We start from the raw sequence: 24,319 nt of genomic DNA, 5'->3' as shown, positions 1-24,319 counted from the left end.
GGGGGACACAGACTGCGCCCGACGCGATCTCGCGGGGTTCGCGGGCGCTCCCCGAGCCTGCGCCGCTATCCAGCCTTCCACCCCTCTTCGCCCGAGCGCAACGGCACGGGCCCCGGCTCGGCGCGGTCCGCCACAGGCACAGGCCATGACCTGGGGTGGACCACCGTGGCCACATGGGGCCGGCCTCGGGCGATCCACCGCAGTCACAGGGCCCGGCCTGGGGCCGCCTCCTGTAGTGCCGTGGCCTGGCGGCAGCACGATCCCTCACCCATGCCACGAGCGCCACAGCGCTGCGTACGCCCCGTCGGCCGCGACCAGCTCGTTGTGGCTGCCCAGCTCGCTGATCCGACCGTCCTCGACGACGGCGATCACGTCCGCGTCGTGGGCGGTGTGCAGCCGGTGGGCGATGGCGACGACCGTGCGCCCGTCGAGGACGCGGGCCAGGGACCGTTCCAGGTGACGTGCCGCGCGCGGGTCGAGCAGGGAGGTCGCCTCGTCCAGGACCAGTGTGTGCGGGTCGGCCAGTACCAGCCGGGCCAGCGCGATCTGCTGGGCCTGGGCCGGCGTGAGCGCCAGTCCGCCCGAACCGACCTCGGTGTCCAGACCGTCGTCCAGCGCACGTGCCCACCCGTCCGCGTCGACCGCCCCGAGCGCCGCCCACAGCTCGGCGTCGACGGCGTCGGCCGAGGTCCCCTCGCTCGAACGAAGCCGGGAGTGGGGGAGGGCGAGCAGGAGGTTGTCGCGCAGGGAGCCCACGAAGACGTGGTGCTCCTGGTTGACGAGGGCCACATGGGAGCGGACGCGTTCCGCGGTCATGCGGGACAGTTCCGCACCGCCGAGGGTGATCCGGCCGTTCCGGGGCGCGTAGATCCCGGCGAGCAGCCGTCCCAGTGTGGACTTGCCGGCGCCAGAGGGGCCCACCAGCGCCAGCCGGGTGCCGGGGGCGACCTCCAGGGACACCTTGCGCAGCACGTCCACGCCCTCGAGGTAGCCGAAGTGCACCCGGTCGGCGTGCACGTCGCGCCCGTCGGGAGCGAGCCGGTCGTCACCGGCGTCCGGCTCGACGTCCCGGACGCCGACCAGCCGGGCCAGCGACACCTGGGCGACCTGCAGCTCGTCGTACCAGCGCAGGATCAGGCCCACCGGGTCGACGAGCATCTGCGCGATCAACGCACCCGTCGTCAGCTGGCCGACCCCGATCCAGCCCTGGAGCACGAAGACCCCGCCGACCATGAGGACCGAGGCGAGCACCGTCACGTGCGTGATGCTGATGACCGGGAAGAGCACCGACCGCAGCCAGAGCGTGTAGCGCTCCCAGGCCGTCCACTCCCTTATCCGCCGGTCCGACAGCTGAACCCGGTCGGCGCCGAGGCGGTGCGCCTCGACCGTGCGCCCGGCGTCCACGGTCTCGGCGAGGGCGGCGGCGACGGCCGCGTACCCGGCGGCCTCCGAGCGGTAGGCGGCCGGCGCCCGCCGGAAGTACCAGCGGCAGCCGACCACCAGCAGCGGCAGCGCCAGCAGCACGGCGCCCGCCAGCGGAGGTGCCGTGACGACCAGCCCGCCCAGCAGCAGACACACCCACACAACGCCGATCGCCAGCTGGGGCACGGCCTCGCGCATGGCGTTGGCGAGCCGGTCGATGTCGGTCGTGATCCGGGACAGCAGGTCGCCCGTGCCGGCCCGCTCCAGGACACCCGGTGGCAGCCCGACCGACCGCACGAGAAAGTCCTCGCGCAGGTCGGCCAGCATCCGCTCGCCGAGCATCGCGCCCCGCAGCCGCACCTCGCGGACGAACACGGCCTGCACGACCAGCGCCAGCACGAACAGCGTCACCGTGAGGCCGAGGTGCAGCTCACGAGCCCCGTCCGACACCCGCTCGACGAGCCCGCCCAGCAGGTAGGGACCCGCCATCGAGGCGACCACGGCGACGGTGTTGACGGTGATGAGGATCAGGAAGGCACGTCGGTGCCGACGGAACAGTTCGGCCACATAGGCGCGTACGGTCGCAGCGGCGCCGACGGGCAGGGTGTTCGCCGTCGTCGGGGCCGCCGGGTCGTAGGCCGGTGGCGCCACGCCGATCATGCGGTCTCCTCGATCTCGTCCAGCTCATCCAGCTTGTCCAGCGCGCCGCTCAGGGCGGCCTCGTCCTCGGTCTCGCGGGTCACCACGGCCCGGTACCGGGGCTCCTTGTGCACCAGTTCCCGGTGCACGCCCACCGCCGCCACCTCGCCCTCGTGCACGAGCACCACCCGGTCGGCCCGGTCCAGAAGCAGCGGCGAGGAGGTGAAGACGACCGTGGTGCGGCCTGTTCGCAGACTGCGCACGCCTTCCGCGATCCGGGCCTCGGTGTGGGAGTCGACGGCGGAGGTCGGTTCGTCCAGGACGAGCACCTCCGGGTCGGTGATGAGCGACCGTGCCAGTGCGAGCCGCTGGCGCTGGCCGCCGGAGAGGGACCGTCCGCGTTCGGTGATGCGGGCGTCCATCGGGTCCTCGGTGTCGAGCGAGCCCTGGACGAGTGCCGTCAGCACGTCCCCGCACTGTGCGGCCGCCAGCGCCTCCTCGGCGCCGACGTCTCCCGAGGCGGGCACGTCGAGCAGTTCGCGCAGCGAGCCCGACAGAAGCACCGGGTCCTTGTCCTGCACCAGCACGGCCGTCCGAGCACTGTCGAGCGGCAGCTCGTCCAGCGGGACGCCGTCGAGCAGCGCCGATGCGCCCGCCTCCGTGGGGTGTCCGCCGAGGCGTTCCGCCAGTCGCCCCGCCGCGTCCGGGTCGCCGCACACCACGGCGGTGAGCCGGCCGGCCGGCGCGAGCAGACCGCTGGCCGGGTCGTACAGGTCGCCCGAGGGCAGATCGGCCTCGCGTGACCCCTCGGCGGACGTGACCCGCTCCAGGGACAGAACCCGCGCCGCCCGCCTGGCCGAAGGCCGCGAGAAGGAGTAGGCCATCGCGATTTCCTCGAAGTGCCGCAACGGATACGTGAGGATCATGACGGAGCTGTACACGGTGACGAGTTCACCGACGGTGATCCGGCCCTGGCGGGCCAGGTGCACGCCGTACCAGACGACCGCGATCAGCAGCAGCCCCGGCAGCAGTACCTGGATGGCCGAGATCAGCGACCACATCCGGGCGCTGCGCACGGCCGCGTGGCGGACCTCCTGGGATGCGCGGCGGTAGCGGTCGAGGAACAGTTCCTCACCGCCGATGCCGCGCAGGACGCGCAGCCCGGCGACGGTGTCCGAGGCCAGCTCGGTGGCCCGTCCTGCTTTCTCGCGCTGGAAGTCGGCGCGCCGGGTCGCGCGGGGCAGCAGCGGCAGCACCGCCACCGCGAGGACGGGCAGGCCCACGGCGACGACCACGCCGAGGGCCGGCTGGTAGACGACCAGGCCGACGCAGACGAGCACGATGCTGACGGCCGCGGCGGTGAAGCGTGACACGGCCTCCACGAACCAGCCGATCTTCTCGACATCACCCGTGGAGACGGCCACCACCTCGCCCGCCGCGACGCGCCGGGTCAGTGCGGAGCCCAGCAGCGCGGCCTTGCGAGCCAGGAGTTGCTGGACGCGAGCGGCCGCGGTGATCCAGTTGGTGACCGCCGCGCGATGCAGGAAGGTGTCGCCGATCGCGTTGCCGGCGCAGGCCAGCGCCATCAGCCCGCCTGCGAGGGCGAGCCGGGAGCCGGATCGGTCGATCACGGCCTGGACGGCGAAGCCCACACAGAACGGCAACGCGGAGACCGACACGAAGTGCAGCAGTCCCCAGGCCAGCGATCTGAACTGTCCACGCAGCTGATTCCGGCCGAGCCACCACAGGAACCGCGGCCCCGACCGCGCGTCCGGCACACCTGGGTCGGGATACGGAAGGTCTTGGATCTGCATGACGTCCCAGTGGCTCGTGTCAGGTGGGCGGAAGGGATGGCGGTTGGTGAAGGGGGTGAGGATGCGAAACGGAAAGGACTGTGCACGGCGGGAACAGGCCGTGAAAGGTTCGCGTCACCACGTGGTCGAAGGCAACCGGTTTTCCGTGGCAGCGCACAGATCCGGCTACCGCGGGACTCACCTCGCGCGCCTCCCGTCACCAAGGCCTCATTGCGGGTGCCCGACTCGCCGTGGCACCGGCGATGCGAGGACCGCGCGCTGGATGCCGTACGGGCGAAGAAGGTGCTGGACGGGGAGATCGCCTTCGTGCCGGACGCCCACGAAGCGGCTCTGCCCACGGCGTCGGCCAAGGAGCCTGCGTCCGAGGCCCGTTGATCACTCGCCGCAACGAGCCGTGCGTTGCCACTCCGCAACCAGGAGCGGCAGGACGCGGCTCTTGGTGTGGGGGCCTACGAGAGCATCTGGCCGGCGTCGGCGCCGCCAAGCCCCCCGTCGACCAGTGTGTCCAGCAGCCCCCCGAGCACCTCCCGCTGCTCGTCCGTGAGAGGCGCGAGGATCTCCTCCGCGGCCGATCTGCGCGCTGCGTGCAGCTCGCGCAGCGCCTCGCGTCCCTCGGGCGTGAGGTCGATCCGGATCACCCTGCGGTTGCTCGGGTCGGGAACCCTGCGCACCTTGCCGCTCGCCTCCAGGGCGTCGACCAGTGTCGTCACGGCACGCGGCACCACTTCCAGCCGCTCGGCGAGGTCGGCCATACGGGGCGGCGAGTCGTAGTGCACGAGGGTGCGCAGCAGCCGGGACTGCGCCGGGGTGATGCCCAGGGCACGCTGTTGGAGATGGCGTTTCTGGATCCGGTGCACCCGGCGGGTGAGCCGCAGCAGCTGCTCGGCGAGCAGTCCGTCGGGGTCGGAGGTGGTCATGCGGGAACAATATCAGGACCACGTTCATTGTGAGTATAGGTAACAATGAGCTACGCTCCGCCAGTCGTCGCCGACCCCCTCCTGAAGGAGCTCATGAAACCCGACCACGAACCCGCCTGGACGCCGCCCGACGACTCCGAGGAGCAGCCGCGGCAGGTGCGTCGCATCCTGAAACTCTTCCGCCCCTACCGTGGCCGACTGCTCGTCGTCGGCCTGCTCGTCGGCGCCTCGTCGCTGGTATCGGTCGCCACGCCGTTCCTGCTCAAGGCGATCCTCGACACCGCGATCCCCCAGGGACGGACCGGCCTGCTCACCCTGCTGGCCCTCGGCATGATCCTCAGCGCCGTACTGTCCAGCGTCTTCGGCGTCCTGCAGACCCTGATCTCGACGACGGTCGGCCAGCGCGTCATGCACGATCTGCGCACCGCCGTCTACGGCCGGTTGCAGCGCATGTCGCTCGCCTTCTTCACCCGCACCCGCACGGGCGAGGTCCAGTCCCGCATCGCCAACGACATCGGCGGCATGCAGGCCACCGTCACCTCCACGGCCACCTCCCTGGTCTCCAACTTCACCAGCGTCGTCGCCACGATCATCGCGATGCTGGCCCTCGACTGGCGGCTGACCGTCGTCTCGCTGCTCCTGCTGCCGGCGTTCGTGTGGATCAGCCGCCGGGTCGGCGACGAACGCCGGAAGATCACCACGCAGCGTCAGAAGCAGATGGCCGCGATGGCCGCGACGGTCACCGAGTCGCTGTCGGTCAGCGGCATCCTGCTGGGCCGCACCATGGGCCGCGCCGAGTCGCTGACGAAGTCCTTCGCCGAGGAGTCCGACCGGTTGGTCGACCTCGAGGTGCGGTCGAACATGGCCGGCCGCTGGCGGATGGCTGTCATCACGATCGTCATGGCCGCCATGCCCGCCGTCATCTACTGGACGGCCGGCCTGGCCCTCCATCTGGGCGGTCCGGAGGTCTCCATCGGCACGATCGTCGCCTTCGTCTCCCTTCAGCAGGGCCTGTTCCGCCCGGCGGTCAGCCTGCTCGGCACCGGCGTCCAGATCCAGACCTCGCTGGCCCTCTTCCAGCGCATCTTCGAGTACCTCGACCTGCCCGTCGACATCACCGAGCGCGAGCGCCCCCTCCGTCTCGACCCGGTCAAGGGCGAAGTCCGCTTCGAGGGCGTCGAGTTCCGCTACGACGGCAAGGGAAGCCCCGTCCTCGACGGCATCGACCTCACCGTCCCGGCCGGCGGCAGCCTCGCGATCGTCGGCCCGACCGGCGCCGGCAAGTCCACGCTGGGCTACCTGGTGCCGCGGCTGTACGACGTGACGGGCGGCCGGGTCACCCTCGACGGCGTCGACGTCCGCGACCTGGACTTCGACACCCTCGCCCGGGCGGTCGGCGTCGTCTCCCAGGAGACGTACCTCTTCCACGCCTCGGTCGCCGACAACCTCCGCTTCGCCAAACCCGATGCCACCGACGAGGAGCTGCACGCGGCGGCCCGGGCGGCCCAGATCCACGAGCACATCGCCGCCCTGCCCGACGGCTACGACACCGTCGTGGGTGAGCGCGGCCACCGCTTCTCCGGCGGTGAGAAGCAGCGCCTGGCCATCGCCCGTACGATCCTGCGCGATCCGCCGGTGCTGATCCTCGACGAGGCGACCAGCGCGCTGGACACCCGCACCGAACGCGCCGTCCAGGAGGCGATCGACGCACTGTCGGCCAACCGGACGACGCTCACCATCGCCCACCGGCTGTCCACCGTTCGGGGCGCCGACCAGATCGTGGTCCTGGACGCCGGGCGCGCGGTCGAACGGGGCACGCACGAGGAGCTGTTGGAGCTTGACGGGCGGTATGCGGCGCTGGTACGCCGGGACGCCCAACTTGAGCCGACAAGGTGACGATATGCCGGGTTTGTAGCGATGTGCGGGTTACCGTGCCCGCATGCAGATGAATACTCCGCCACGGAGCACGACTCGCAGGACTCGACTGACGCGCCGGGGCCGTGCCGCCCTCATCGCAATCGGAGCCGTCCTGGCCGGTACCGCCGTGGCGGTGCCGCTGCTGACCCACGGGGACGACGAGGAGGCCAGACCCACATCGCTGGTGATCCCGGAGGGCTGGCGCGCCGGCCAGGTCTACGAGGCCGTCGACAAGGTCCTCGAACTGCCCCCCGGCACCACCAAGAAGGCCCTCCCCAGGGCCAAGCTGAAACTGCCGAACGACGCCGACGGCAACCCGGAGGGCTATCTCTTCCCGGCGACATATCCGCTGCCCGAGAAGGCGACGCCGGAGCAGTTGCTGTCGACGATGGTCGACACCGCCAACAGGAAGTTCAACGGCGCCCCGATCGCCGCCGGGGCGCAGCGCAACGCCATGAACGTCTACCAGGCGGTCACCATCGCGAGCATCATCCAGGCCGAGGCCGCGACCAAGGCCGACATGGGGAAGGTGGCCCGGGTCATCTTCAACCGCCTGGAGCGCGGTATGCCGCTCCAGATGGACTCCACCATCAACTACGCCCTCAACCGCACCAAGCTGAGGACGACGCTGAACGACACCCGTATCGACAGCCCCTACAACTCGTACCAGCGCATGGGCCTGCCGCCCACGCCGATCGACAACCCGGGTGAGGAGGCGATGCGCGCCGCGATCAACCCGACCCCGGGCAACTGGCTGTACTTCGTCACGGTCAAGCCGGGCGACACCCGCTTCACAGCCGACTACGCGGAACACCAGCGCAATGTCGCCGAGTTCAACACACAGCAGGCGACCGTGAGCCCGCAGCCGACGCGGTGACCCGAGGGAACATCGGGCGGCAAGGCGGCCGCACGACACCGCTGGACGTCATGCGGCGACGGGCCGCTCCTCGGCCAGCAGTCGCCTGATGTCCCGTACGGCCGCCCGCCCGGCCCGGTTGGCGCCGATGGTGCTGGCCGAGGGGCCGTAGCCGACGAGGTGGATCCGCGGGTCGGCGACCGCGCGCGTTCCGTCCACCCGGATGCCGCCGCCCGGTTCACGCAGCCGCAGCGGCGCCAGGTGGTCGACGGCGGCCCGGAATCCGGTCGCCCAGAGGATGACGTCCGCGCTCACGTGCCGTCCGTCCTGCCATTCGACACCGTCCGGCGTGATCCGGTCGAACATCGGCTGCCGGTCCAGCACTCCGTCCGTCAGTCCCTGCCGAATGGCGTCGTTCAGCGGCAGGCCTGTGACGGAAACCACACTCTTGGGCGGCAGTCCCTGCCGTACCCGTTCCTCCACGAGCGCGACCGCCGCCCGGCCGGCATTTTCGTCGAAGGGCCCCTCACGGAAGACGGGTGGCCGCCGTGTCACCCAGGTGGTGGCGGCCGCGTACGGGGCGATCTCCAGCAGATGCTGTGTACCGGAGGCGCCGCCGCCCACCACGACGACCCGCTGTCCGGCGAACTCCTCGGGCCCGGGGTACTGAGCGGTGTGCAACTGCCGCCCGCGGAAGGTCTCCTGGCCCGGATAACGCGGCCAGAAGGGCCGGTCCCAGGTACCGGTCGCGTTGATCAGCGCCCGCGTGGCCCAGTCTCCGGCCGAGGTCTCGACGAGCAGCCGCCCGCCCGGGCCTTCCCGCACGGAGTGCACATCGACGGGCCGCCGTACGCGCAGGTCGAACGTCTCCTCGTACGCGGCGAAGTACTCGCGGATCACCTCCGACGACGGCCGCGCCGGATCGGCGCCCGTCAGCTCCATCCCCGGCAGCGCGTGCATCCCGTGCACCTTGCCGTACGTCAGTGAAGGCCACCGGAACTGCCACGCGCCGCCCGGACCGGGGGAGTGGTCCAGCACCACAAAGTCGCGGTCCGGCTCAAAACCGGCCCGCCGCAGGTGATAGGCGCCGGCCAGTCCGGCCTGGCCGGCGCCTATGACGACAACCTCGACCTCGCGCGTGTTGTTCACGATTCCACCAACAGCGTCGAGTCCGTGGATCTTCCCGCGCGGTCGGTCGGGCGTGGGCGGCGGCCCGTGGGTCAGGATGGAGGCATGTCAGATGTGTTCAGCACCCGAGTTCTGCACGTCGCCACCGGTTCCGCGGAGAACGTCGTCGATCTCACCCGTGACTGCGAGGCCTTCCTGAGCGAGGTGGCCGCCGGCCGCGACGGCCTGCTCAACGTCTTCGTCCCGCACGCCACGGCCGGCATCGCGATCATCGAAACGGGCGCGGGCAGCGACGACGACCTCCTCGCCGCGCTGCACACCCTGCTCCCCGCCGACGATCGCTGGCAGCACCGCCACGGCAGCCCCGGCCACGGCCGCGACCATGTCCTCCCGGCACTCGTCCCCCCGCATGCGACCCTGCCCGTACTGGACGGACGGCTCGAGCTGGGGACGTGGCAGTCGGTGTGCCTGGTGGATACGAATCGGGACAATCGTGAACGCAAGGTGCGCTTGAGCTTCTTTGCGGGTTCGTGATCCTCGTCGCTTCACAGAACGCCCACAGAGCCTCGCCGAAACTTTATCTTTCAAGCGTTACGCTCGCCGACAGGCGAGTGGCCGACGGAGCACCCGCACCACGGCACTCGCTCCCCCCACCAGGCACAGGAGACTCGGTGTGCATGACGGCGACGTAGTGGTGATCGGCGGCGGCTATGCGGGCGTCCGGCTGGCGAAACGGCTGGACGGGACGGCACGGGTCACGCTGGTGGACCGCAAGGAGATCTTCTTCCACCGCATCGCCTCCCTGCGCGCCGGTGTGCGCCCGGAGTGGTCGGTGACGCCCTTCGTTCCGTACGACCGACTGCTGAGCCACGGCCGTGTGGTCGTGGGCAAGGCAATCCGCGTCGAGACCGGCGAGCGGCAGGTGGTGCTGGCCACGGGCGAGCGGCTGCCGTACGACGTGCTGGTGATCGCCACCGGCGCCGACTACCCGGAACCGGCCCGCTTCACCGGCACCACTGCCGAGGAGGCGGCCACGTCGTTCGCGGTGCACCAGCGGAACATCGCCGCCGCCGATCACGTCCTCGTCGTCGGCGGCGGGCCGTCCGGCGTCGAGCTCAGCGCCGAGATCCGGCTGGCCCGGCCGGACGCCCGGGTCACGCTCGCCCATGCCGGGCCGGCGCTGCTCGATGCCACGGGCAGTGCACGGGCCGGGCGCAAGGCCCGCGACTGGCTGGAGTCCCACGACGTTCAGGTACGGCTCGACTCCTTCATGTCGCCCGGCAATGACTTCGGCACCTACCGCGACGCCGACGGCAACATCGTCGAGGCCGACCTCTCCTTCTGGACGACGGGCACCACCCCCAACACGCTCTGGCTGCGCCTGGCCGGGCACGGCGACTGGCTCAACGCGGCCGGACAGGTGAAGGTCGACCGGATGCTCCGGGTCGAGGGAAAGGCGGACGTGTTCGCGGTCGGCGACGTCAACGACGCCGGCGAGTTCAAGATCACCCCCACCGCGCTCGCCCAGGCGGACCTCGCCGCCCACAACATCCGCACCTACCTGAACAGTTCCGGCAGGCACCGCAAGCAGCCCCGCATGTACCAGCCGGTCCGGCGCAGTCCGATGGTCGTGCCGTTCGGCTCGGCCGACGGACTGACCGTGCTGCCCGTACCGGGCGGCGAGACCGCGGTCCTCGGTAGCCGTACCACCGTCCTGGCCAAGGCGAAGACGCTCATGACCCCTTATATGAGACGCCAGCTCGGTTACACCGCGACCTGAGGACAGCCTGCCGTCGGCTCGATCCGGCGGCGCCTTTCACCCGTCGACGGTCTTCAGAGTGCCGGAGAGATGCAGGGCGTTGTCGGTGTCGAGGCCGAGACGGGCTGCCCAGGCCAGGGCGTCGTCGAGGGTGGCGTTCGCCTCGGCCAGGTGAGCGGCGGTGAGGTTGGGTGGCACCTTGGCCTCATTCAGGAGGGTGGCCCACTGGCGGGCGGTGAGGGAGAGGTAGCGGAGGCCCGGAAGGTCGGCCAGCACGGGCAGGTGGGGGACGTCGGCTCCCGAGAGGTCGAGGCCCCGCAGGTGGGGGATGGTGCGCAGGGGGTGATGTCGGCCGGCCCGGTGGTGGTCAGGTCGAGGGAGGTGAGGTGGGGGTGGGCTTCGAGGGGAGTCAGATCGCCTGTGGTGAGGGTGATCCGCAGGGACTCGACGGGCAGTTCGCGCACGGGTGACAAATCGGCGGCGGTGGAGCGGTTGAGGTGCAGGCGGCGGAGGCCAGGGGCGGCGGTGAGCGGGGCGAGGTCGACGAGGCCGGTGACGTTGTTGATGTGGATCGCCTGGAGGGTGGGCGGACCTCGTCGGGGACATCGCCGCCGATGAGCTGCTGCGGGGCGGGATCGTGGTCGGGTTCGAGCAGGTGGAGGTGGTCGCCGTCCTTCTCGTAGGCGCCCTGGTCCAGGAGTTCCAGGTAGTGGCCCAGAAGTGAGGTGACCGAGTCGGCGACGTAGGTGGGTCCCTCGTCGTAGTCGCGGCCGGTCCGGATGATCTGGCCGGGGCGGCCGTCGCGGGCCGGAGCTGTGTCCACGGCCAGGAAGTTGCCGTCCTCGCTGCTGCCGAAGCGCAACCAGCCGGGGTGGCCGCCACAGCGGCGGACGGTGTCGGCGGGGGTGGCGTCGAAGACGACGGCCTCCCATTCCAGGTCCCAGCCGTACCAGGGCCGTTCGCCCGAGCCCCACTCGGTGCACTCGGCGACCATGCTCTCCAACGACAGCCAGGCGTTGCCCTGGAACAGGTAGCGGTTCTCGTAGCCGATGCCGTCGCCGTCGGCGATCAGGTAGAGCGCGCGCAGGTCGGGGGGCAGGCGGCGGCCCAGGCGGCGTTCGGCCTCCTCGATCGCGGCGGCGGTGGCGGGCGGGGGCAGTTCCTCGGAGTGTCCCAGGATCGCGGCGCGCCGCTCGAGGTAGGCGCGGAAGCGGGCCACGGCCAGTTCGGGGTCACCCGCCGGCGCGCCGGTGCCGGGCTCCTGATGCCGGCCGGGCTGGGGCAACCGGTAGTCGGGGTCCAGGACCACCTGGAAGCCGCTGCTCATCCCGGTCACCCTGCTGATGGCGTCGTTGAAGGCGACGAGCCGGTACTCGCCTGACGGCCGGCACTGAATTTCCAAGCTGGCAGGCTCCCAGCCGCGGTCTTCGCGCAGTCTCTCCGCCAGTGCCATGAGTTCCTCATAGGGGTTGGGCAGGCCTGTGTTCCAGTTCTCCTCGTGCCGGCTGTAGCCGCCGGTCACTCCGGTACCGCCTCGCCCTGCCCGTCCGTGCAGGACCGCGTGGGTCCAGCCGTTCGGGGCCCCCGCGACGATCGCCTCGACTATCGGTCGTACCGCCTGCTCCACCATGTCGTGCTCCTGTGCTGTCGATGTCGCCGGGCATCATGGCAGCCACCACTGACATCGAGACCGGGTGCACCCGAACGCGCCGGACATCGACAACAACAAGGCGGGAGAACGACCTTCGGGACTGTGTCACGGCATGCGCCGGGCCCCCGCGACGATCGCCTCGCGGATGCGGTTGTAAGTACCGCAGCGGCAGATGTTGCGGATCTCGTCCAGGTCGGCGTCGTCGATCTCCCGTCCCTCCACCCGCGCCCGGCGCACCTGCGCGACCGCCGTCATGATCTGACCGGGCTGGCAGTAGCCGCACTGGGCGACGTCGAGGTCGAGCCAGGCCTCCTGCAGGGGGTGCAGGTCCCTGCCGACGGTGGCGGGGAGGCCTTCGATGGTGGTGATCTCGTCGGTGGGCGCGATGTCCTTGACCGGGACGGTGCAGGGGGTGAACGCCCTGCCGTTGATGTGGCTGGTGCAGGCTCGGCAGACGCCGACCCCGCAGCCGTACTTCGGTCCGGTGACATCGAGGACGTCCCGGAGCACCCACAGCAGCCGGGCGTCGTCCTCGACCTCCGCCGTGACGGCCCTGCCGTTGAGGATGAAGGTGTGCTGCGGCACAGGGACTCCTGTCTAGAAGGCGCGGTCGAGACCGTCGGTCGGCGAGGCGGGGATCGGCGGGGTGGTGGGCGGCGGCTCGAAGCCGAGCGGTTCGGCGTGGTTGACGGGGAAGGTCGTCGGCATGGTGCCGGTGGCGCGTCCGTAGGCGCAGGCGACGGCGGCCATCGCGCCCGCGACAGCCAGCTCCCCCGCACCACCCGGTCGGCCGGTGGTCGGCGGCATGACGACGATCTCCAGCTCGGGCGGGGTGTTCCACTGCCGGGTGTAGAAGTAGTTGTCCCAGCTCCCCTCCAGGAAGTGCCCGTCGCGCAGGTGGAGTCCGGAGGTGAGGGTGACGGCGATGCCGTCGATGATCCCGCCCATCATCTGGGCTTCCAGGCCGAGTGGGTTGACGGCCAGTCCGACGTCGACGGCGCAGACGACCTTAGTGACCCGGGGGCCGGTGTACGCGTCGGGAATCTTCCGCCCGGTGGTCTCGGGCCGGCAGTCGATCTCGGCGAGCACGGCGACGAAGGAGTGGTACTCGGGGTGGACCGCGATGCCCTGGGCGGTGCCGGCGGGCATGGCCCGGCCCCAGCTGCCGAGCTCCGCAACCTTGTCGAGGACGGCCCTGGCCCGCTCGTCCTTGAGGAACCGGCGGCGGAAGGCATAGGGGTCCTGGTCGCCCATTCGCTTCGCGAGCTCGTCGACGACCAGTTCCTGGGCGCAGCGCACGTTGGGCGAATAGATGTTCCGCATCGCGCCGGTGTTGTAGCCGTTGTCGGTCTCGTTGAGCAGCATGGTGGTGGCGCCGAAGTGGTACGGGCTCTGCTGCGTGAGCTGGAAGACTGTCTGGGAGAAGGTGAGGTCGGCGACCGGCAGTCGGGCGGCCTGAGAGGTGATGACCTCGCCGAATCCGTGCCCGTAGTCGGTGGCGACCGAGGTGTGGCGCTGCGCGTAGGTGAGGACCTCGCCGGGCGTGTAGGTGGCCCGGACCCGCGAGGTCGACATGGGGTGCGTGCGCCCCTGACGGAAGTCGTCGGCGCGGTGCCACATCAGCTTCACGGGCTTGCCCATGGCCTTCGAGATCTCGGCGGCCTCACTGGCGGCGTCGTGGAACAACTTGCGTCCGAACGAGCCGCCGCCCTCGGTGACATGGACCCTGACGGCGCCGATCGGCAGACCGAGCCGGTGGGCGATCTGCTCCTGGGCGGCGATCGGCGACTTGAGGCCGGCCCAGATCTCGGCCGAGTCGGCGCGTACGTCGGCGATGGCGCAGTTGGTCTCCAGGGCGCTGTTGCTGGCGAAGTGGAAGGTGAAGCGGGCGTCGACGGCCTTGGTGAGGAGCGGCAACGGTGATACGACGAGAGGCGGTTCGGCGGCCTTCAGCTTGCGCAGGACGGTCTCGTCGGATGCGCCGTCGGCAGTGCCGGGTCCCCAGGTGACCTTCAGGGCGCGGACGGCGTCGATGCACTGGCCGAAGGTGCGGCCGCGGACGGCGACGCCGGTGGAGATCCGTACGACGTCGGTGATCCCGGGCATGGTGCGCACCGCGTCGAGGTTCGCGACCGAACGGACGGTGCCGTTGATGGTCGGAGGCCGGCACACCATGGTGGGCAGCGCGTCGGGCACCTGCACGTCCATGGCGAACTTCTTGCGGCCGGTGACCGCCTCCAGGGCGTCGATCCGCCGCTGCGGGGTTCCGATGACGGTGAACCGGGACCGGTCCTTGAGGGTCACCTCGACCGCGGTGTCGGTGCGGGCGGCCGCCTTCTCGGCCAGCTCGCCGTAGGTGAGGCTGCGCCCGGTCGTGGAGACGACGGCTCCGGCGCGGGCGGTGAGCGAGCCGACCACCTCGCCGAGTTCGAGGGCGGCGGCGCGCAGCAGCCGGCCCCGGGCGACGGCGGCGGCGACGCGGATCGGGGTGAAGGTGGAGATGGTGGTGTTGGAGCCGCCGGTGAGCTGGTTGAAGAGCAGCTCGGGCCGGGCGTCGGCGAGTGTGACCCGTACCTTGTCGAGCGGCAGGTCGAGTTCCTCGGCGATCAGCATGGCACTGGAGGTGGTGATGCCCTGTCCCACCTCGGCCCGGGGCAGAGCGAAGGCGGCCGTGCCGTCGGCGTCGATGCGGATGGTGATGAGGTTCGCCGTGGGCAGCGTGGCATGCGTGAGCATGTCGTTGAGGTCGTAGATCTCGGACGGGCCGGGCAGGGAGGGGACCACGGACGCGGCCTGCGCCGCGGCCTGCCGGGGAGCGAGTGCCGCCTCGCCGAGCTGGGCGGCGACGGTCAGGGTCGGTGCCGCCAGTACGTATCCGAGGAATCTGCGCCGCCCGGTGCCGCGCCGGGCCGCCGCCTCCTCGCCCTGCCACGCATCGTCCCGCGCTCCCATCGGCTGCCCCTTCACCGCGTCCCGTGGGTCTCTGGTGGTGGATCTGTGTAACTTGCAGGCACCATGGCGCACTTCGTGCGGTGGCGGAAGCTGGTTTGTCGCATGCTTCACCCGTGCGGCACGAATCCCTCACCGAGGGGCAGGTCTGCCGCTGGCTTCGCGTTTGCTGCCGGGATCACGGGATTCACCCCGCGTGGTCCCTACAGCCGGGCCAAGAGGTGCATCATCAGGGCCAGTTGGAGCCGGAACCGGCCCTGCGGGGTGCGTACCGGCCGGCCGAGCAGGGTCTCGGCGTGGGTCAACCGGTCCTGGAGCGTGGAGTGGTGGACGTTGATCTCGGCGGCCGCCGCCCGCAGGCTCGTCGTCGAGGCGACGGCGTGCAGGGTGGCCGGCACCCAGGGGGCGTGCGCCGCCGCGGACTTGAGGACGCGTACGTCTGGCGGGACCTCGGCGCCCGGTGCGACCAGGCCCGCGAGCAGCGCTATGTAGCCGAGGCCGTCCGCGTGCACGACGGGTGGACCGGGGCCGTGCGCGTGCACGACGGGTGGGCCGGGGTCATGCGCGGTGCCGTCGGCGGTGAGGCGCAGGGCGATGCGGGCGGCGGCCCAGGAGCGGGGCAGATCGAGTACGGGGACGGCGGGTCCGATGCCGAGCCGGCCGGCGGGCAGTGCGGCGTCCGGGTGTGCGGGGAGGATCCGGGGCCGACCGTCGGGGATGGCGAGCGCGCGGCACGCCACTTGGCGGGTGGCGGCGGGCGCAGGTCCGCCGCACCGGCCGCGCCTGGCCGCTCGCGGCCGACCGCCACGCCCCCGGCCTACGTGAGGGAACGCGCGGTGCTCCTGGGCCGCGTTGCGCCACACCTTCACATCCAGGGTGGCGTACGTCGTCCCGGACGAGCCCTGATACGTCACGGGCCCCACCTGCTCCCGTCCCTCGGAACCCCCTGTATCGGGCCCACCGTTGCTCAACACGCCAGGGTGCTCGAAGCCTGGGGGACGCGGACCGACGCGACCTGCGGCCCGCATCCCCGAGTCACGTCGTCCGTCTGGCGTCAGGCCGGCTCGTGCGCACGGTCCCCTGCGGAGGGTGAGGCGGGGCTGCCTTCGGCGTCTCCACCGCGGTCGGCCAGGCGGTGGAAGAGCCTGCCCGGCCACCAGAACCAGCGGCCCAGGTCCAGGGCGAGAGCGGGGACCAGGACCGTGCGGACCAGGAAGGTGTCCAGGAGGACTCCGATGCCGACGAGCACGCCCATCTGGGCCATGGTCACCAGCGGCAGGCCGGCGAAGACCGCGAAGGTGGCGGCGAGGACGATGCCGGCGGAGGTGATGACGCCGCCGGTGCTGGTCAGGCCCTCCAGGACGCCGCGGGAGTGGCCGAGGCGGGCGGCCTCCTCCTTCACGCGATGCATGAGGAAGATGTTGTAGTCGATGCCGAGGGCGACCAGGAAGACGAAGCCCATGAGCGGGATCGACCAGTCGACGCCGGCGAAGCCCAGGACGTGCTCGAAGAGCAGGTTCGAGGCACCGAGGGCGGCGAAGTACGACAACACCACGGTGGCCAACAGCAGCAGCGGGGCGACGAGGGCCCGCAGCAGCCAGATCAGGACGCCGAGGACGACCAGGAGCACGATCGGGATGACCGTGGTCAGATCGCGGTCGGCGGCCCGCTGGGTGTCGAGGGTCTGTGCGGTGGTGCCGCCGACGAGGGCGCCCGAGCCACTGACCTCGTGCACGGCGTCGCGGAGCTCGTCGATCGTGTCCTTGGCGGCCTGACTGTCCGGGGCGTCCGCCAACACCACGGAGAGTGTGGTGAGTTCGCCGTCCGGGGTGCGGTCGGCGGCCTTCTCGACACGGGCGACGCCGTCGACCGTGGCCGCGGCGGCCCGGACCTCGGCTGCCTGGCTGGTGCTGGTGACGATCTTCGCGGGGTCCGAGGCACCCGACGGATAATGCGCCGAGATCCTCTCCTGGGCGACGACCGACTCGGGCTTGTCCTGGAACATCTCGGCCTGCGACAGGCCCATGGAGATGCCGGTCGCGCTGAGCGCGAGGATGCCGGTGGCGGCGACGGACATCATCCACGACCAGCGGGGTCGCCGGGCCACGGCTGTGCCGATGCGGGACCAGACGGTGCGCGCCTTGCGGGCGGGCGTGCCGTGGCGGGGTACGAACGGCCAGAACACCCAGCGGCCGGTGATGACGAGCAGCGCCGGAAGCACGGTGACCATCGCCAGCAAGCCGCAGACGACGCCGATCGCGCCGACCAGTCCCAGCGAGCGCGAGGAGTTGATGTCGGCGAAGGCGAGGCAGGCCAGGCCGACGGCGATGGTGCCGGCCGAGGCGAGGATCGCCGGGCCGGAGCGGCCGAGCGCGATGCGCATCGCCTCGTGGCGGTCGGTGCGGCGGTGCAGTTCCTCGCGGTAGCGGGCGATGAGCAGCAGCGCGTAGTCGGTGCCGACACCGAAGACGAGCACCATCAGCACGCCCGCGCTCTGCGGGTCCACCGGCAGTCCGGCGTGCTTGGCCAGCAGGTAGGTGGTGACCTGGGTGAGGACGGCCGCGAAGCCGACGGAGAGCAGGGGGAGCAGCCACAGGATCGGGCTGCGGTAGGTGATCAGGAGCAGTACTGCGACGACCAGGGCGGTGGCGACCAGCAGGGTCGAGTCGAGGCCGTCGAAGACCGCGACCTGGTCGGTGAGGGAGCCGGCGGGCCCGCCGACCTCGATGTCCACACCGGGCGGGGCATTGGCTCCGGCGATCTCGCGCAGTTCGTCGATCCTGCCGGTGATGTCGTCCTCGGTGTCCAGCGGGACGACGGTCATCAGGGCCTTGCCGTCATCGGACGGGACAGGGCGCGAGATCTCCTCCCCAGCAGGGACGAACTGCGCGAAGGCCGTCCGGTCGGCGGCCGCCTTCGCCTCCGCGGCCTCGCCGGTGTAGACGACGACGGCGGGCATGACCGTGTCCGTACGGAACTTCTCCAGCTCGGTGTTGACCCGCGCGGACTCGGCGCCGCGCGGCAGGAAGGCGTTGGCGCTCGTGTCCTCGACGTCGCCGAGCTTTCCGGCCAGCGGGCCGAGTGCGACGGCCACGATCAGCCAGGCCGCAAGGACCAGCCATTTGCCGCGCCGCCCGCCGGGCGCACGGGTGACGCGCTTGAGCAGCGCACGCATGAGTAGTCTCCTTCGTGGGAGCGCGCCGCCGGTAGCCGGTGCGGCGACCGGCACAGGGCGCACGGGATCGGCACCACGGCGCATGAGGTGTGACGACCTGCCGTGGCGTACGGGGTTGTGTGTCCGGGCGTGTGCTTCCTCGGTACGGCCGGGAGTTGGCGCTCCCGGCCGTACGTCTGCGGCCGCTGTTACTCGATCTCGCGCATCATCTTCTCCATCGAGCCGACCGCCAGCCGGGTCTGCGTCAGTTCGTCGAGGGTCTGGCGCTGTTCCTCGACGGTGCGGCGCTGCAACTCAACGGTGTCTTCGAGGAGTTGCGCGTACTTTGCCGCGAGTTCCTTGTACTGCTCCTCGCGTGCCGCCAGCATGCGGGCCCGCCAGGTGGCGGCGAGCTGCCAGACGATCACGATGAGCAGGGAGAAGACCCCGGCCGCGCCGACGGCGCCGACCAGTGCTTCCACCTCGGATCCGTCGGCGGCGAGCGTCACCAGTTCCTCATTCACTTCGCTTCCTCTTTCGGGGTCCGGTCGGTCCGGTCAGCGGTCTCGGTGATCGTCGCGGCCGCCCGGGCGATGACGTGGGGTGTCAACTCGTAGAAGAACGGGGCGACTTCGAAGTACTTCATCGCCTTGCCGTCCTGAGCGAGTTCGAGCGTGCCGACGACCAGTCCGGCGGCCTCCAGCCGCTGCAGGTGCATGTGCAGCAGCGGTCGGCCCATACCGATCTCGCGAGCCAGCGCGCTGACGTAGTTCCGGCTCTCCATGAGCGCCGCGACGATCCGCATGCGGTGCGGATTGCCGAGCGCGGAGAGCACCTTCAGCAGCTCGTCGCCCGTCGGTGCCGGAGGCGGGACCTCGGGCATCGCGGCCCCTTTCCCTCGTACCTGTCAGAAAAGGCTGACAGCCCCTTCGGGTACCTGTCAAAGATTCCTGACACATCTCGGGGGTAGATGGGGGATCTCTCAGGGTCGGCTCGGGGGCGGAGGGCAGATGCCGGCGGGCGGTTACGGGATCGGTGGGTCGATCAGGAGAGAAATAGGAGCTGATCAGGAGAAATAGGATTCGAGCGTGCCGCGACGCCGGATGTCGAGCGTCGCGCAGTGGAACGATCCGCCGAACGGCGCGTAGTGCAGCAGATCGCACGGGATCGGTTCAAACCCCCACTTCTCGAGCGCGCGGAGCATGTCGGTGTGGTGCCGCTCCGCGATCACCCGTTTCTCGTCGATCATGAGAACGTTCATGCTGAGCCACTTGCCGCACATCGAGGTGATCCTGAGGATGTGCTCGTCGATCGGATCGGGCTCCGGGGCGATCAGGATGTCCCACGAATTCAGGACGTCCGGCAGGCGGTCGACGTCGATGTATTCGGGATTGACCAGCGCCTTGCCGGGCGAGAGCAGGACGAACGTCGTGTCGATGTGCATGGGCGTACGGCAGCGGCTCTCGATCTCGTGGATGCGATAGCGGGGCCCGAGATGGCGACGCAACCAGTCGATGCCCATCTGGTTGGTCACGTTGCTCCGCGTCACGAACAGATCCCGTCCCGCGCGCACGAAATCCGCCGCGTCGAACACCGGCTCGAACTCGGTGAGGATGTAGCGCATGGGCTCGCCGGCCTCGGGCGTACGGAAATCCGCCTCGAACAGTGCGTCGGTGAGCTGCGGCTTCGGCGCCGCCGTCCAGCGCGCGCCGCGCCGGAAGTAGTCCTTGAGGAGTGAGCGATAGGAGTGAGTCTCGAAGTACCGGCACGGCCAGGCCATCGGGGTCTCGATGATCTCGTCGCCGATCACGAGCATGCTGTCGCGCGGACAGGTGTTGCAGAAACCGCGCGACGACCAGTCGGGGGTGCCGAACTGTCTCCTGTGATCGACCGCGTCCGGGCGCCGGACCGTGACGCCGAGGGACTCCAGGAGGGTGATGAACTGGTCGAGCTCGTCCTGCGCCCGCTCGATCAGCATGCGCGGATACCTGAAGCCGGAGGCGAGGCCCTGCAGCCGGGCCGCCCAGGGTGGGATGTTGCAGGCCACGACCGGGTGCTTGGAGGGGATCGCCGCGCCGTCGAGACGACCGACGATGATCTCCTCCAGCGGGTCCCACTCGTTGTGTGAGTTGACCGGCGAAACGACGGATTCCTCGGTGTCGTCGGTCGTGAACGATGGAGCCGCCATGCTCAACCGCTTTCGATCACGGAAGTGAGTGATGCACTGCACTGTCCACGTTACTCAACGTGGCGTTGCAGGGCTGTCTGTGTGCGGCCGTCATGCGGAACAACCGGAAGAGCCTGCGCGTTCAACTCATGACCGCCAAGGACTTGACCAGTAGGCTTTGCTTGTCATTTACCATGGCCTGAGGGTTGTGACGCCCTCCCGACCACCCTTCGTACCGAAAAGGAGCCCGAGTCCCGCAATGGGTGAGCCTCCCAGTACCAGCTGTGCCATGCCCCGCCCACGCCAGAGCAGTGAGGGAACGGGGGTGGCACGGTGACCGAGGTCCTGCTGCTCCTGCTGGCTCTCCTCCTGACGCTGGCCTGCGCGCTCTTCGTCGCCGCCGAGTTCTCCCTGACCACCGTCGAGCGCGGTGACCTGGAGCGGGCCGCCGCGGCGGGCGAGCGCGGTGCCGAGGGCGCGCTGAAGGCCGTACGCCGCCTGACCGTCCAGCTGTCCGGCGCCCAGCTCGGCATCACTGTCACGTCCCTGGTGATCGGCATGCTCGCCGAGCCGTCCCTCGCGGCGCTGCTGCGCGGGCCGCTGGAGGCGATCGGCCTCGGCGGTGCCGCATCGTCCGTCGCGACCGTACTGGGCGTGGCCGTGTCCACCGTGGTGCTGATGGTGGTCGGCGAGCTCGTGCCCAAGAACTGGGCGATCTCCCGCCCCCTGGCCGTCGCCAAGGTGGTGGCGGGCCCGCAGCGCGGCTTCACGGCTGCCTTCGGCCCGTTCATCCACCATCTGAACAACACCGCGAACCGTTTCGTACGTCGCTTCGGCCTGGAGCCCGCCGAGGAGCTGGCCTCCGCCCGCAGCCCCGAGGAACTGGTCGCGCTGGCCCGGCATTCCGCCGCCGAGGGCGCCCTGGAGGCCGACTCCGCCGAACTCTTCGTGCGCACCCTGCACCTGAGCGAGCTGACCGCCGAGAACGTCATGACCCCGCGGGTCGACGTCAAGGCCCTCGAAGCGCAGGCAACGGCCGCGGACGCAGCGAACCTCACCCATGCCACCGGCCTGTCCCGCTTCCCGGTCTACCGCGACAGCCTGGACGACGTCATCGGAACCGTCCACATCCGCGACGTACTCGCGCTGGCGCCGGAGAAACGCGCGGTCACGCCGGTCACCGAGCTGTCCACCGCACCCCTGCTGGTACCCGACAGCCTCACCGCCGACCGGCTGCTGGAGCGGCTGCGCTCCACCCGCACCATGGCCGTGATCATCGACGAGTACGGCGGCACTGCGGGCGTGGCGACGATGGAGGACATCGTCGAGGAGGTCGTCGGTGAGGTCCGCGACGAGCACGATCCCGTCGAAGTGCCCGACCTGCTGCCCGCTGCGGAAGCAGCCGACGGCCGCGCGGTATGGGAGGCGGACGGCTCCGTCCGCATCGACCAGCTCACCGGGATAGGACTGACGGCACCGGAGGGCCCGTACGAGACCGTGGCCGGCCTGGTCGCCACCCGACTCTCACGTATCCCCGCCAAGGGCGATGTCCTGGCCCTGGACGACGGCTGGCGCCTGGACGTCCTCGACGTCGACCATCATCGCGCCGACCGCGTCCGTATCACCGCACCGGCCAGGGTGCCGGCCCAGGCGGGGGAGGAGTCCCGATGACCGTCCTGCAGCTCGCCATCGGCGCCCTCACCCTGCTGACCAACGCCTTCTTCGTCGGCGCCGAGTTCGCCCTGATCTCGGTACGCCGCAGCCAGATCGAGCCGCGCGCGAAGGAGGGCAACACCCGAGCCCGGATGACCATATGGGCCCTGGAGCACCTCTCCGCGATGATGGCCACCGCCCAGCTCGGCATCACCGTCTCCTCGCTGGTGCTGGGCGCCGTCGCCGAACCGGCCATCGCGCACCTGTTGGAACCCGGCTTCGAGGCGGCCCACATCCCGCACGGCCTGGTGCATCCGATCGCGTTCGTCATCGCGCTGACCGTGGCGACGTATCTGCACATGCTGATCGGCGAGATGGTCCCGAAGAACATCGCCCTCGCGGCACCGGTCCCGACCGCCCTGCTGCTCGGCCCGCCGCTCGTCGCCCTCACCCGCGCGCTGAAGCCGGTGGTGTTCGGCATCAACGCCTTCGCCAACACCCTGCTGAAGCTGCTGCGGGTCGAACCGAAGGACGAGGTCGAGTCGGTCTTCACCGACGACCAGCTCGCCCGCATGGTCGTCGACTCCAGCGAGGCCGGCCTGCTGTCGCCCGCCGACGGCGAACGGCTGCGCGACGCCCTGGAACTGGGCACCCGTCCGGTCGGCGAGATCCTGGTCCCCGCGCAGAAAATGCGTACCGTCGACCACACGGTCACCCCGGCCGAACTGGAGCGGATCGCGGCCGAAGCCGGCTACTCCCGCTTCCCCGTCGCCGGACCGAACGGCAGCCTGCTGGGCTATCTGCACATCAAGGACACTCTCGGCGCCACCGACCGCGACCGGCCGTTCCCGCGCGATGCCCTGCACCGGGTCACCCGGGTCCGCATCGACACCCCGCTGGACGACACCCTGACCGCTCTGCGTGCCGACGGCAGCCACCTGGCCGCCGTGACCGGCGCGAAGGGCGCCGTCCTCGGCTTCGTGACCATGGAGGACGTCCTGTCCGAGCTGGTCGGCCCGGCGCCGGCGAGGGCGTGACCCCGGAGTGGGGCGTACGGCGCAGTCGACCAGCTCCGCCGCGATCACGGTCCTCGGCTCGTGATCGCGGCGGGCGGGGCGGGCCGACCGATCAGGACGACTGGGCGGTCTGGTAGAGGTTCTGCGCGTCCGCGCCGAAGTACGGCCCGTACATGGCGGTCGGCAGGAAGTTGTACTTGAAGCTGTTCACCGACGACTGCAGCCCGGTGCCGGTGGCCTCGTCGAACTGGGTGAACCAGGGGCCTCCACTGGAGCCGCCGGTCATGTCGCAGGTCAGACCGTGGTCGCTGGACAGCAGGAAGTCCCGGTAGGTCGTGCCGCTGCAGTAGATGAACTTCTCGCCGTCGTACGGTGCGGCGGCCGGGAAGCCGAAGGCGTACATGGCCTTGTTGTAGCCGGTGTTGAAGGCCAGGCCCTGGCCGCCGACGACATCGGTCAGCTTCTTGCCGTCCAGCGGGGCGACCACGGCCGCGCCGACGTCGTAGTTGATGTCCTCACTGGCCGTCCACTGCGGTGTGGACAGGGTCTTGGCCGCCGCCCACCTTCCGTACGGGGCCTGTCCGTCGTGGTAGCCCGGCACGAACACCCAGTTGGTGTGCCAGGAGCCCTCCAGCTTCACGCAGTGGCCGGCGGTGATCACGGTGCTCTTGTTGGCGCTGGTGACGGCGTTGCCCGAGCATGAGGCGGTGCGGCCCTGGTAGGTGAAGAACACCCGCCCCGCGGTCTTCACCACGGCCCCGCCGCCGTTCCAGGCGCCGCCGCTGTGGGGAAACGCCAGGGGCCCGACGGGGGCTGCCGGGGCGCTGGGCGCGATGATCGCCTTCTTGCCCTTACGAGGCGCCGATGCTCCGACGTCCGAGCGGTCGACGGACAGTACGTCGAGCGGAGTGGCCTGACGCATCCGCTCCGGCGTCCAGAAGCCGCTGGCGCGTTCCTGCGCCGAGAGCGGCACCACTCCCGGTTTTGTGCCGGCGGCGCCTGCCGGCGTGGCGGTGACACCGGTGGCCAGCAAGGCGGCAACGCCGGCCAGAGCGCAGAGAACGGTGCGGCGAACGCGGGTGCCGCCGGATGTGCCGAACCTGCAAAGGCTGCCTATCACGCGGTCTCCTTCTGCGGTGGGGCCGGGCGGTGGGGACCATCCGCCCGGGCAGGAAGGGGTGTTGCTGCGCGCAGTGAGAAAGGCAGCGTGCCATCAGCAAGCACGGTTTGGACAGGTGCACGTCATGACGATGACCGAAAAAGCACAGACTCTCTTC

General features: G+C 70.5%; 20 protein-coding genes and 1 pseudogene. 7 read left to right on the top strand and 14 right to left on the bottom strand.

Annotated elements, in window-relative coordinates; genetic code table 11:
• Positions 1–264: 264 nt before the first annotated feature.
• Together StrepF001_RS02085 and StrepF001_RS02080 are read right to left on the bottom strand one after the other, a co-directional pair.
• Positions 265–2,082, bottom strand: a complete 1,818-nt coding sequence (locus tag StrepF001_RS02085; RefSeq protein ID WP_129796555.1) for an ABC transporter ATP-binding protein — start codon at positions 2,080–2,082, stop codon at positions 265–267.
• Positions 2,079–3,875, bottom strand: coding sequence for an ABC transporter ATP-binding protein (locus StrepF001_RS02080; RefSeq protein ID WP_129796554.1), 1,797 nt, complete (start codon positions 3,873–3,875; stop codon positions 2,079–2,081). Before StrepF001_RS02080 ends, StrepF001_RS02085 begins: the two co-directional genes overlap by 4 nt.
• A 216-nt stretch (positions 3,876–4,091) precedes the next feature.
• On the opposite strand from StrepF001_RS02080, the gene StrepF001_RS45415 reads away from it, so the two are divergent.
• Positions 4,092–4,250 carry a hypothetical protein gene (locus StrepF001_RS45415; protein WP_165396142.1) on the top strand — a complete coding sequence of 53 codons (159 nt, stop codon included), beginning with the start codon at positions 4,092–4,094 and terminating at the stop codon, positions 4,248–4,250.
• A gap of 74 nt (positions 4,251–4,324) precedes the next feature.
• Here the strand turns inward: StrepF001_RS45415 and StrepF001_RS02075 are convergent, their stop codons facing one another.
• The gene (locus tag StrepF001_RS02075) at positions 4,325–4,792 is read right to left on the bottom strand and encodes a MarR family transcriptional regulator (protein ID WP_129796553.1); all 468 of its coding nucleotides are present in this window, start codon (positions 4,790–4,792) and stop codon (positions 4,325–4,327) included.
• Between the two features lie 93 nt (positions 4,793–4,885).
• Here StrepF001_RS02075 and StrepF001_RS02070 point away from each other — a divergent pair, with 93 nt between their 5' ends.
• Together StrepF001_RS02070 and mltG are read left to right on the top strand one after the other, a co-directional pair.
• Positions 4,886–6,688: an ABC transporter ATP-binding protein gene (locus StrepF001_RS02070; protein WP_129796552.1), complete on the top strand. Its 1,803-nt coding sequence runs from the start codon at positions 4,886–4,888 to the stop codon at positions 6,686–6,688.
• A gap of 43 nt (positions 6,689–6,731) precedes the next feature.
• A complete protein-coding gene (mltG, locus tag StrepF001_RS02065; protein WP_129796551.1) occupies positions 6,732–7,586 on the top strand; it encodes an endolytic transglycosylase MltG in 855 nt (284 codons plus the stop codon).
• Positions 7,587–7,634: 48 nt separating this feature from the next.
• Here the strand turns inward: mltG and StrepF001_RS02060 are convergent, their stop codons facing one another.
• A complete protein-coding gene (locus StrepF001_RS02060; RefSeq protein ID WP_129796550.1) occupies positions 7,635–8,714 on the bottom strand; it encodes an NAD(P)-binding domain-containing protein in 1,080 nt (359 codons plus the stop codon).
• 84 nt (positions 8,715–8,798) lie between these two features.
• Between StrepF001_RS02060 and StrepF001_RS02055 the strand changes: the two genes are divergently transcribed.
• Positions 8,799–9,227: a secondary thiamine-phosphate synthase enzyme YjbQ gene (locus tag StrepF001_RS02055; protein WP_129796549.1), complete on the top strand. Its 429-nt coding sequence runs from the start codon at positions 8,799–8,801 to the stop codon at positions 9,225–9,227.
• 139 nt (positions 9,228–9,366) lie between these two features.
• On the top strand, positions 9,367–10,473 hold the full coding sequence (locus tag StrepF001_RS02050; protein ID WP_129796548.1) for an FAD-dependent oxidoreductase: 1,107 nt from the start codon (positions 9,367–9,369) through the stop codon (positions 10,471–10,473).
• 36 nt (positions 10,474–10,509) lie between these two features.
• Here StrepF001_RS02050 and StrepF001_RS47200 read toward each other — a convergent pair whose 3' ends face one another.
• The 9 genes and pseudogenes from StrepF001_RS47200 to StrepF001_RS02010 form a co-directional block, all read right to left on the bottom strand.
• The gene (locus StrepF001_RS47200) at positions 10,510–10,728 is read right to left on the bottom strand and encodes a hypothetical protein (protein WP_240797262.1); all 219 of its coding nucleotides are present in this window, start codon (positions 10,726–10,728) and stop codon (positions 10,510–10,512) included.
• A 133-nt stretch (positions 10,729–10,861) separates the two neighbouring features.
• On the bottom strand, positions 10,862–12,082 hold the full coding sequence (locus tag StrepF001_RS02045) for an SMI1/KNR4 family protein (RefSeq protein ID WP_240797261.1): 1,221 nt from the start codon (positions 12,080–12,082) through the stop codon (positions 10,862–10,864).
• Positions 12,083–12,208: 126 nt separating this feature from the next.
• The gene (locus StrepF001_RS02040) at positions 12,209–12,688 is read right to left on the bottom strand and encodes a (2Fe-2S)-binding protein (protein ID WP_129796547.1); all 480 of its coding nucleotides are present in this window, start codon (positions 12,686–12,688) and stop codon (positions 12,209–12,211) included.
• A gap of 12 nt (positions 12,689–12,700) precedes the next feature.
• Complete coding sequence (locus StrepF001_RS02035) at positions 12,701–15,055, bottom strand: molybdopterin cofactor-binding domain-containing protein (RefSeq protein ID WP_129796546.1); 2,355 nt, start codon at positions 15,053–15,055, stop codon at positions 12,701–12,703.
• 200 nt (positions 15,056–15,255) lie between these two features.
• Positions 15,256–15,726, bottom strand: a pseudogene (locus StrepF001_RS02030) (helix-turn-helix domain-containing protein); the annotation flags it as partial.
• A 380-nt stretch (positions 15,727–16,106) separates the two neighbouring features.
• Entirely contained in the window at positions 16,107–18,227 is a 2,121-nt protein-coding gene (locus tag StrepF001_RS02025) for an MMPL family transporter (protein WP_129796545.1), read from the bottom strand.
• A 188-nt stretch (positions 18,228–18,415) separates the two neighbouring features.
• A complete protein-coding gene (locus StrepF001_RS02020; protein ID WP_165396141.1) occupies positions 18,416–18,730 on the bottom strand; it encodes a hypothetical protein in 315 nt (104 codons plus the stop codon).
• Complete coding sequence (locus StrepF001_RS02015) at positions 18,727–19,089, bottom strand: winged helix-turn-helix domain-containing protein (RefSeq protein ID WP_129796544.1); 363 nt, start codon at positions 19,087–19,089, stop codon at positions 18,727–18,729. Before StrepF001_RS02015 ends, StrepF001_RS02020 begins: the two co-directional genes overlap by 4 nt.
• A 183-nt stretch (positions 19,090–19,272) precedes the next feature.
• The gene (locus tag StrepF001_RS02010) at positions 19,273–20,394 is read right to left on the bottom strand and encodes an amidinotransferase (protein WP_129796543.1); all 1,122 of its coding nucleotides are present in this window, start codon (positions 20,392–20,394) and stop codon (positions 19,273–19,275) included.
• Between the two features lie 312 nt (positions 20,395–20,706).
• Between StrepF001_RS02010 and StrepF001_RS02005 the strand changes: the two genes are divergently transcribed.
• Together StrepF001_RS02005 and StrepF001_RS02000 are read left to right on the top strand one after the other, a co-directional pair.
• The gene (locus StrepF001_RS02005; RefSeq protein WP_129796542.1) at positions 20,707–22,044 is read left to right on the top strand and encodes a hemolysin family protein; all 1,338 of its coding nucleotides are present in this window, start codon (positions 20,707–20,709) and stop codon (positions 22,042–22,044) included.
• Positions 22,041–23,063, top strand: coding sequence for a hemolysin family protein (locus StrepF001_RS02000; RefSeq protein WP_129796541.1), 1,023 nt, complete (start codon positions 22,041–22,043; stop codon positions 23,061–23,063). The genes StrepF001_RS02005 and StrepF001_RS02000 overlap by 4 nt, the downstream gene beginning before the upstream one ends.
• Positions 23,064–23,154: 91 nt before the next feature.
• Here StrepF001_RS02000 and StrepF001_RS01995 read toward each other — a convergent pair whose 3' ends face one another.
• Positions 23,155–24,162: a peptidase gene (locus StrepF001_RS01995; protein ID WP_240797260.1), complete on the bottom strand. Its 1,008-nt coding sequence runs from the start codon at positions 24,160–24,162 to the stop codon at positions 23,155–23,157.
• Between the last annotated feature and the right edge of the window lie 157 nt (positions 24,163–24,319).

This window comes from Streptomyces sp. F001 (assembly GCF_004187715.1).
GTDB classification, from domain to species: Bacteria; Actinomycetota; Actinomycetes; order Streptomycetales; family Streptomycetaceae; genus Streptomyces; species Streptomyces flavusporus.
Note: the sequence above shows the minus strand (reverse complement) of the source record. Positions and strands in the feature narration are given on the sequence as shown.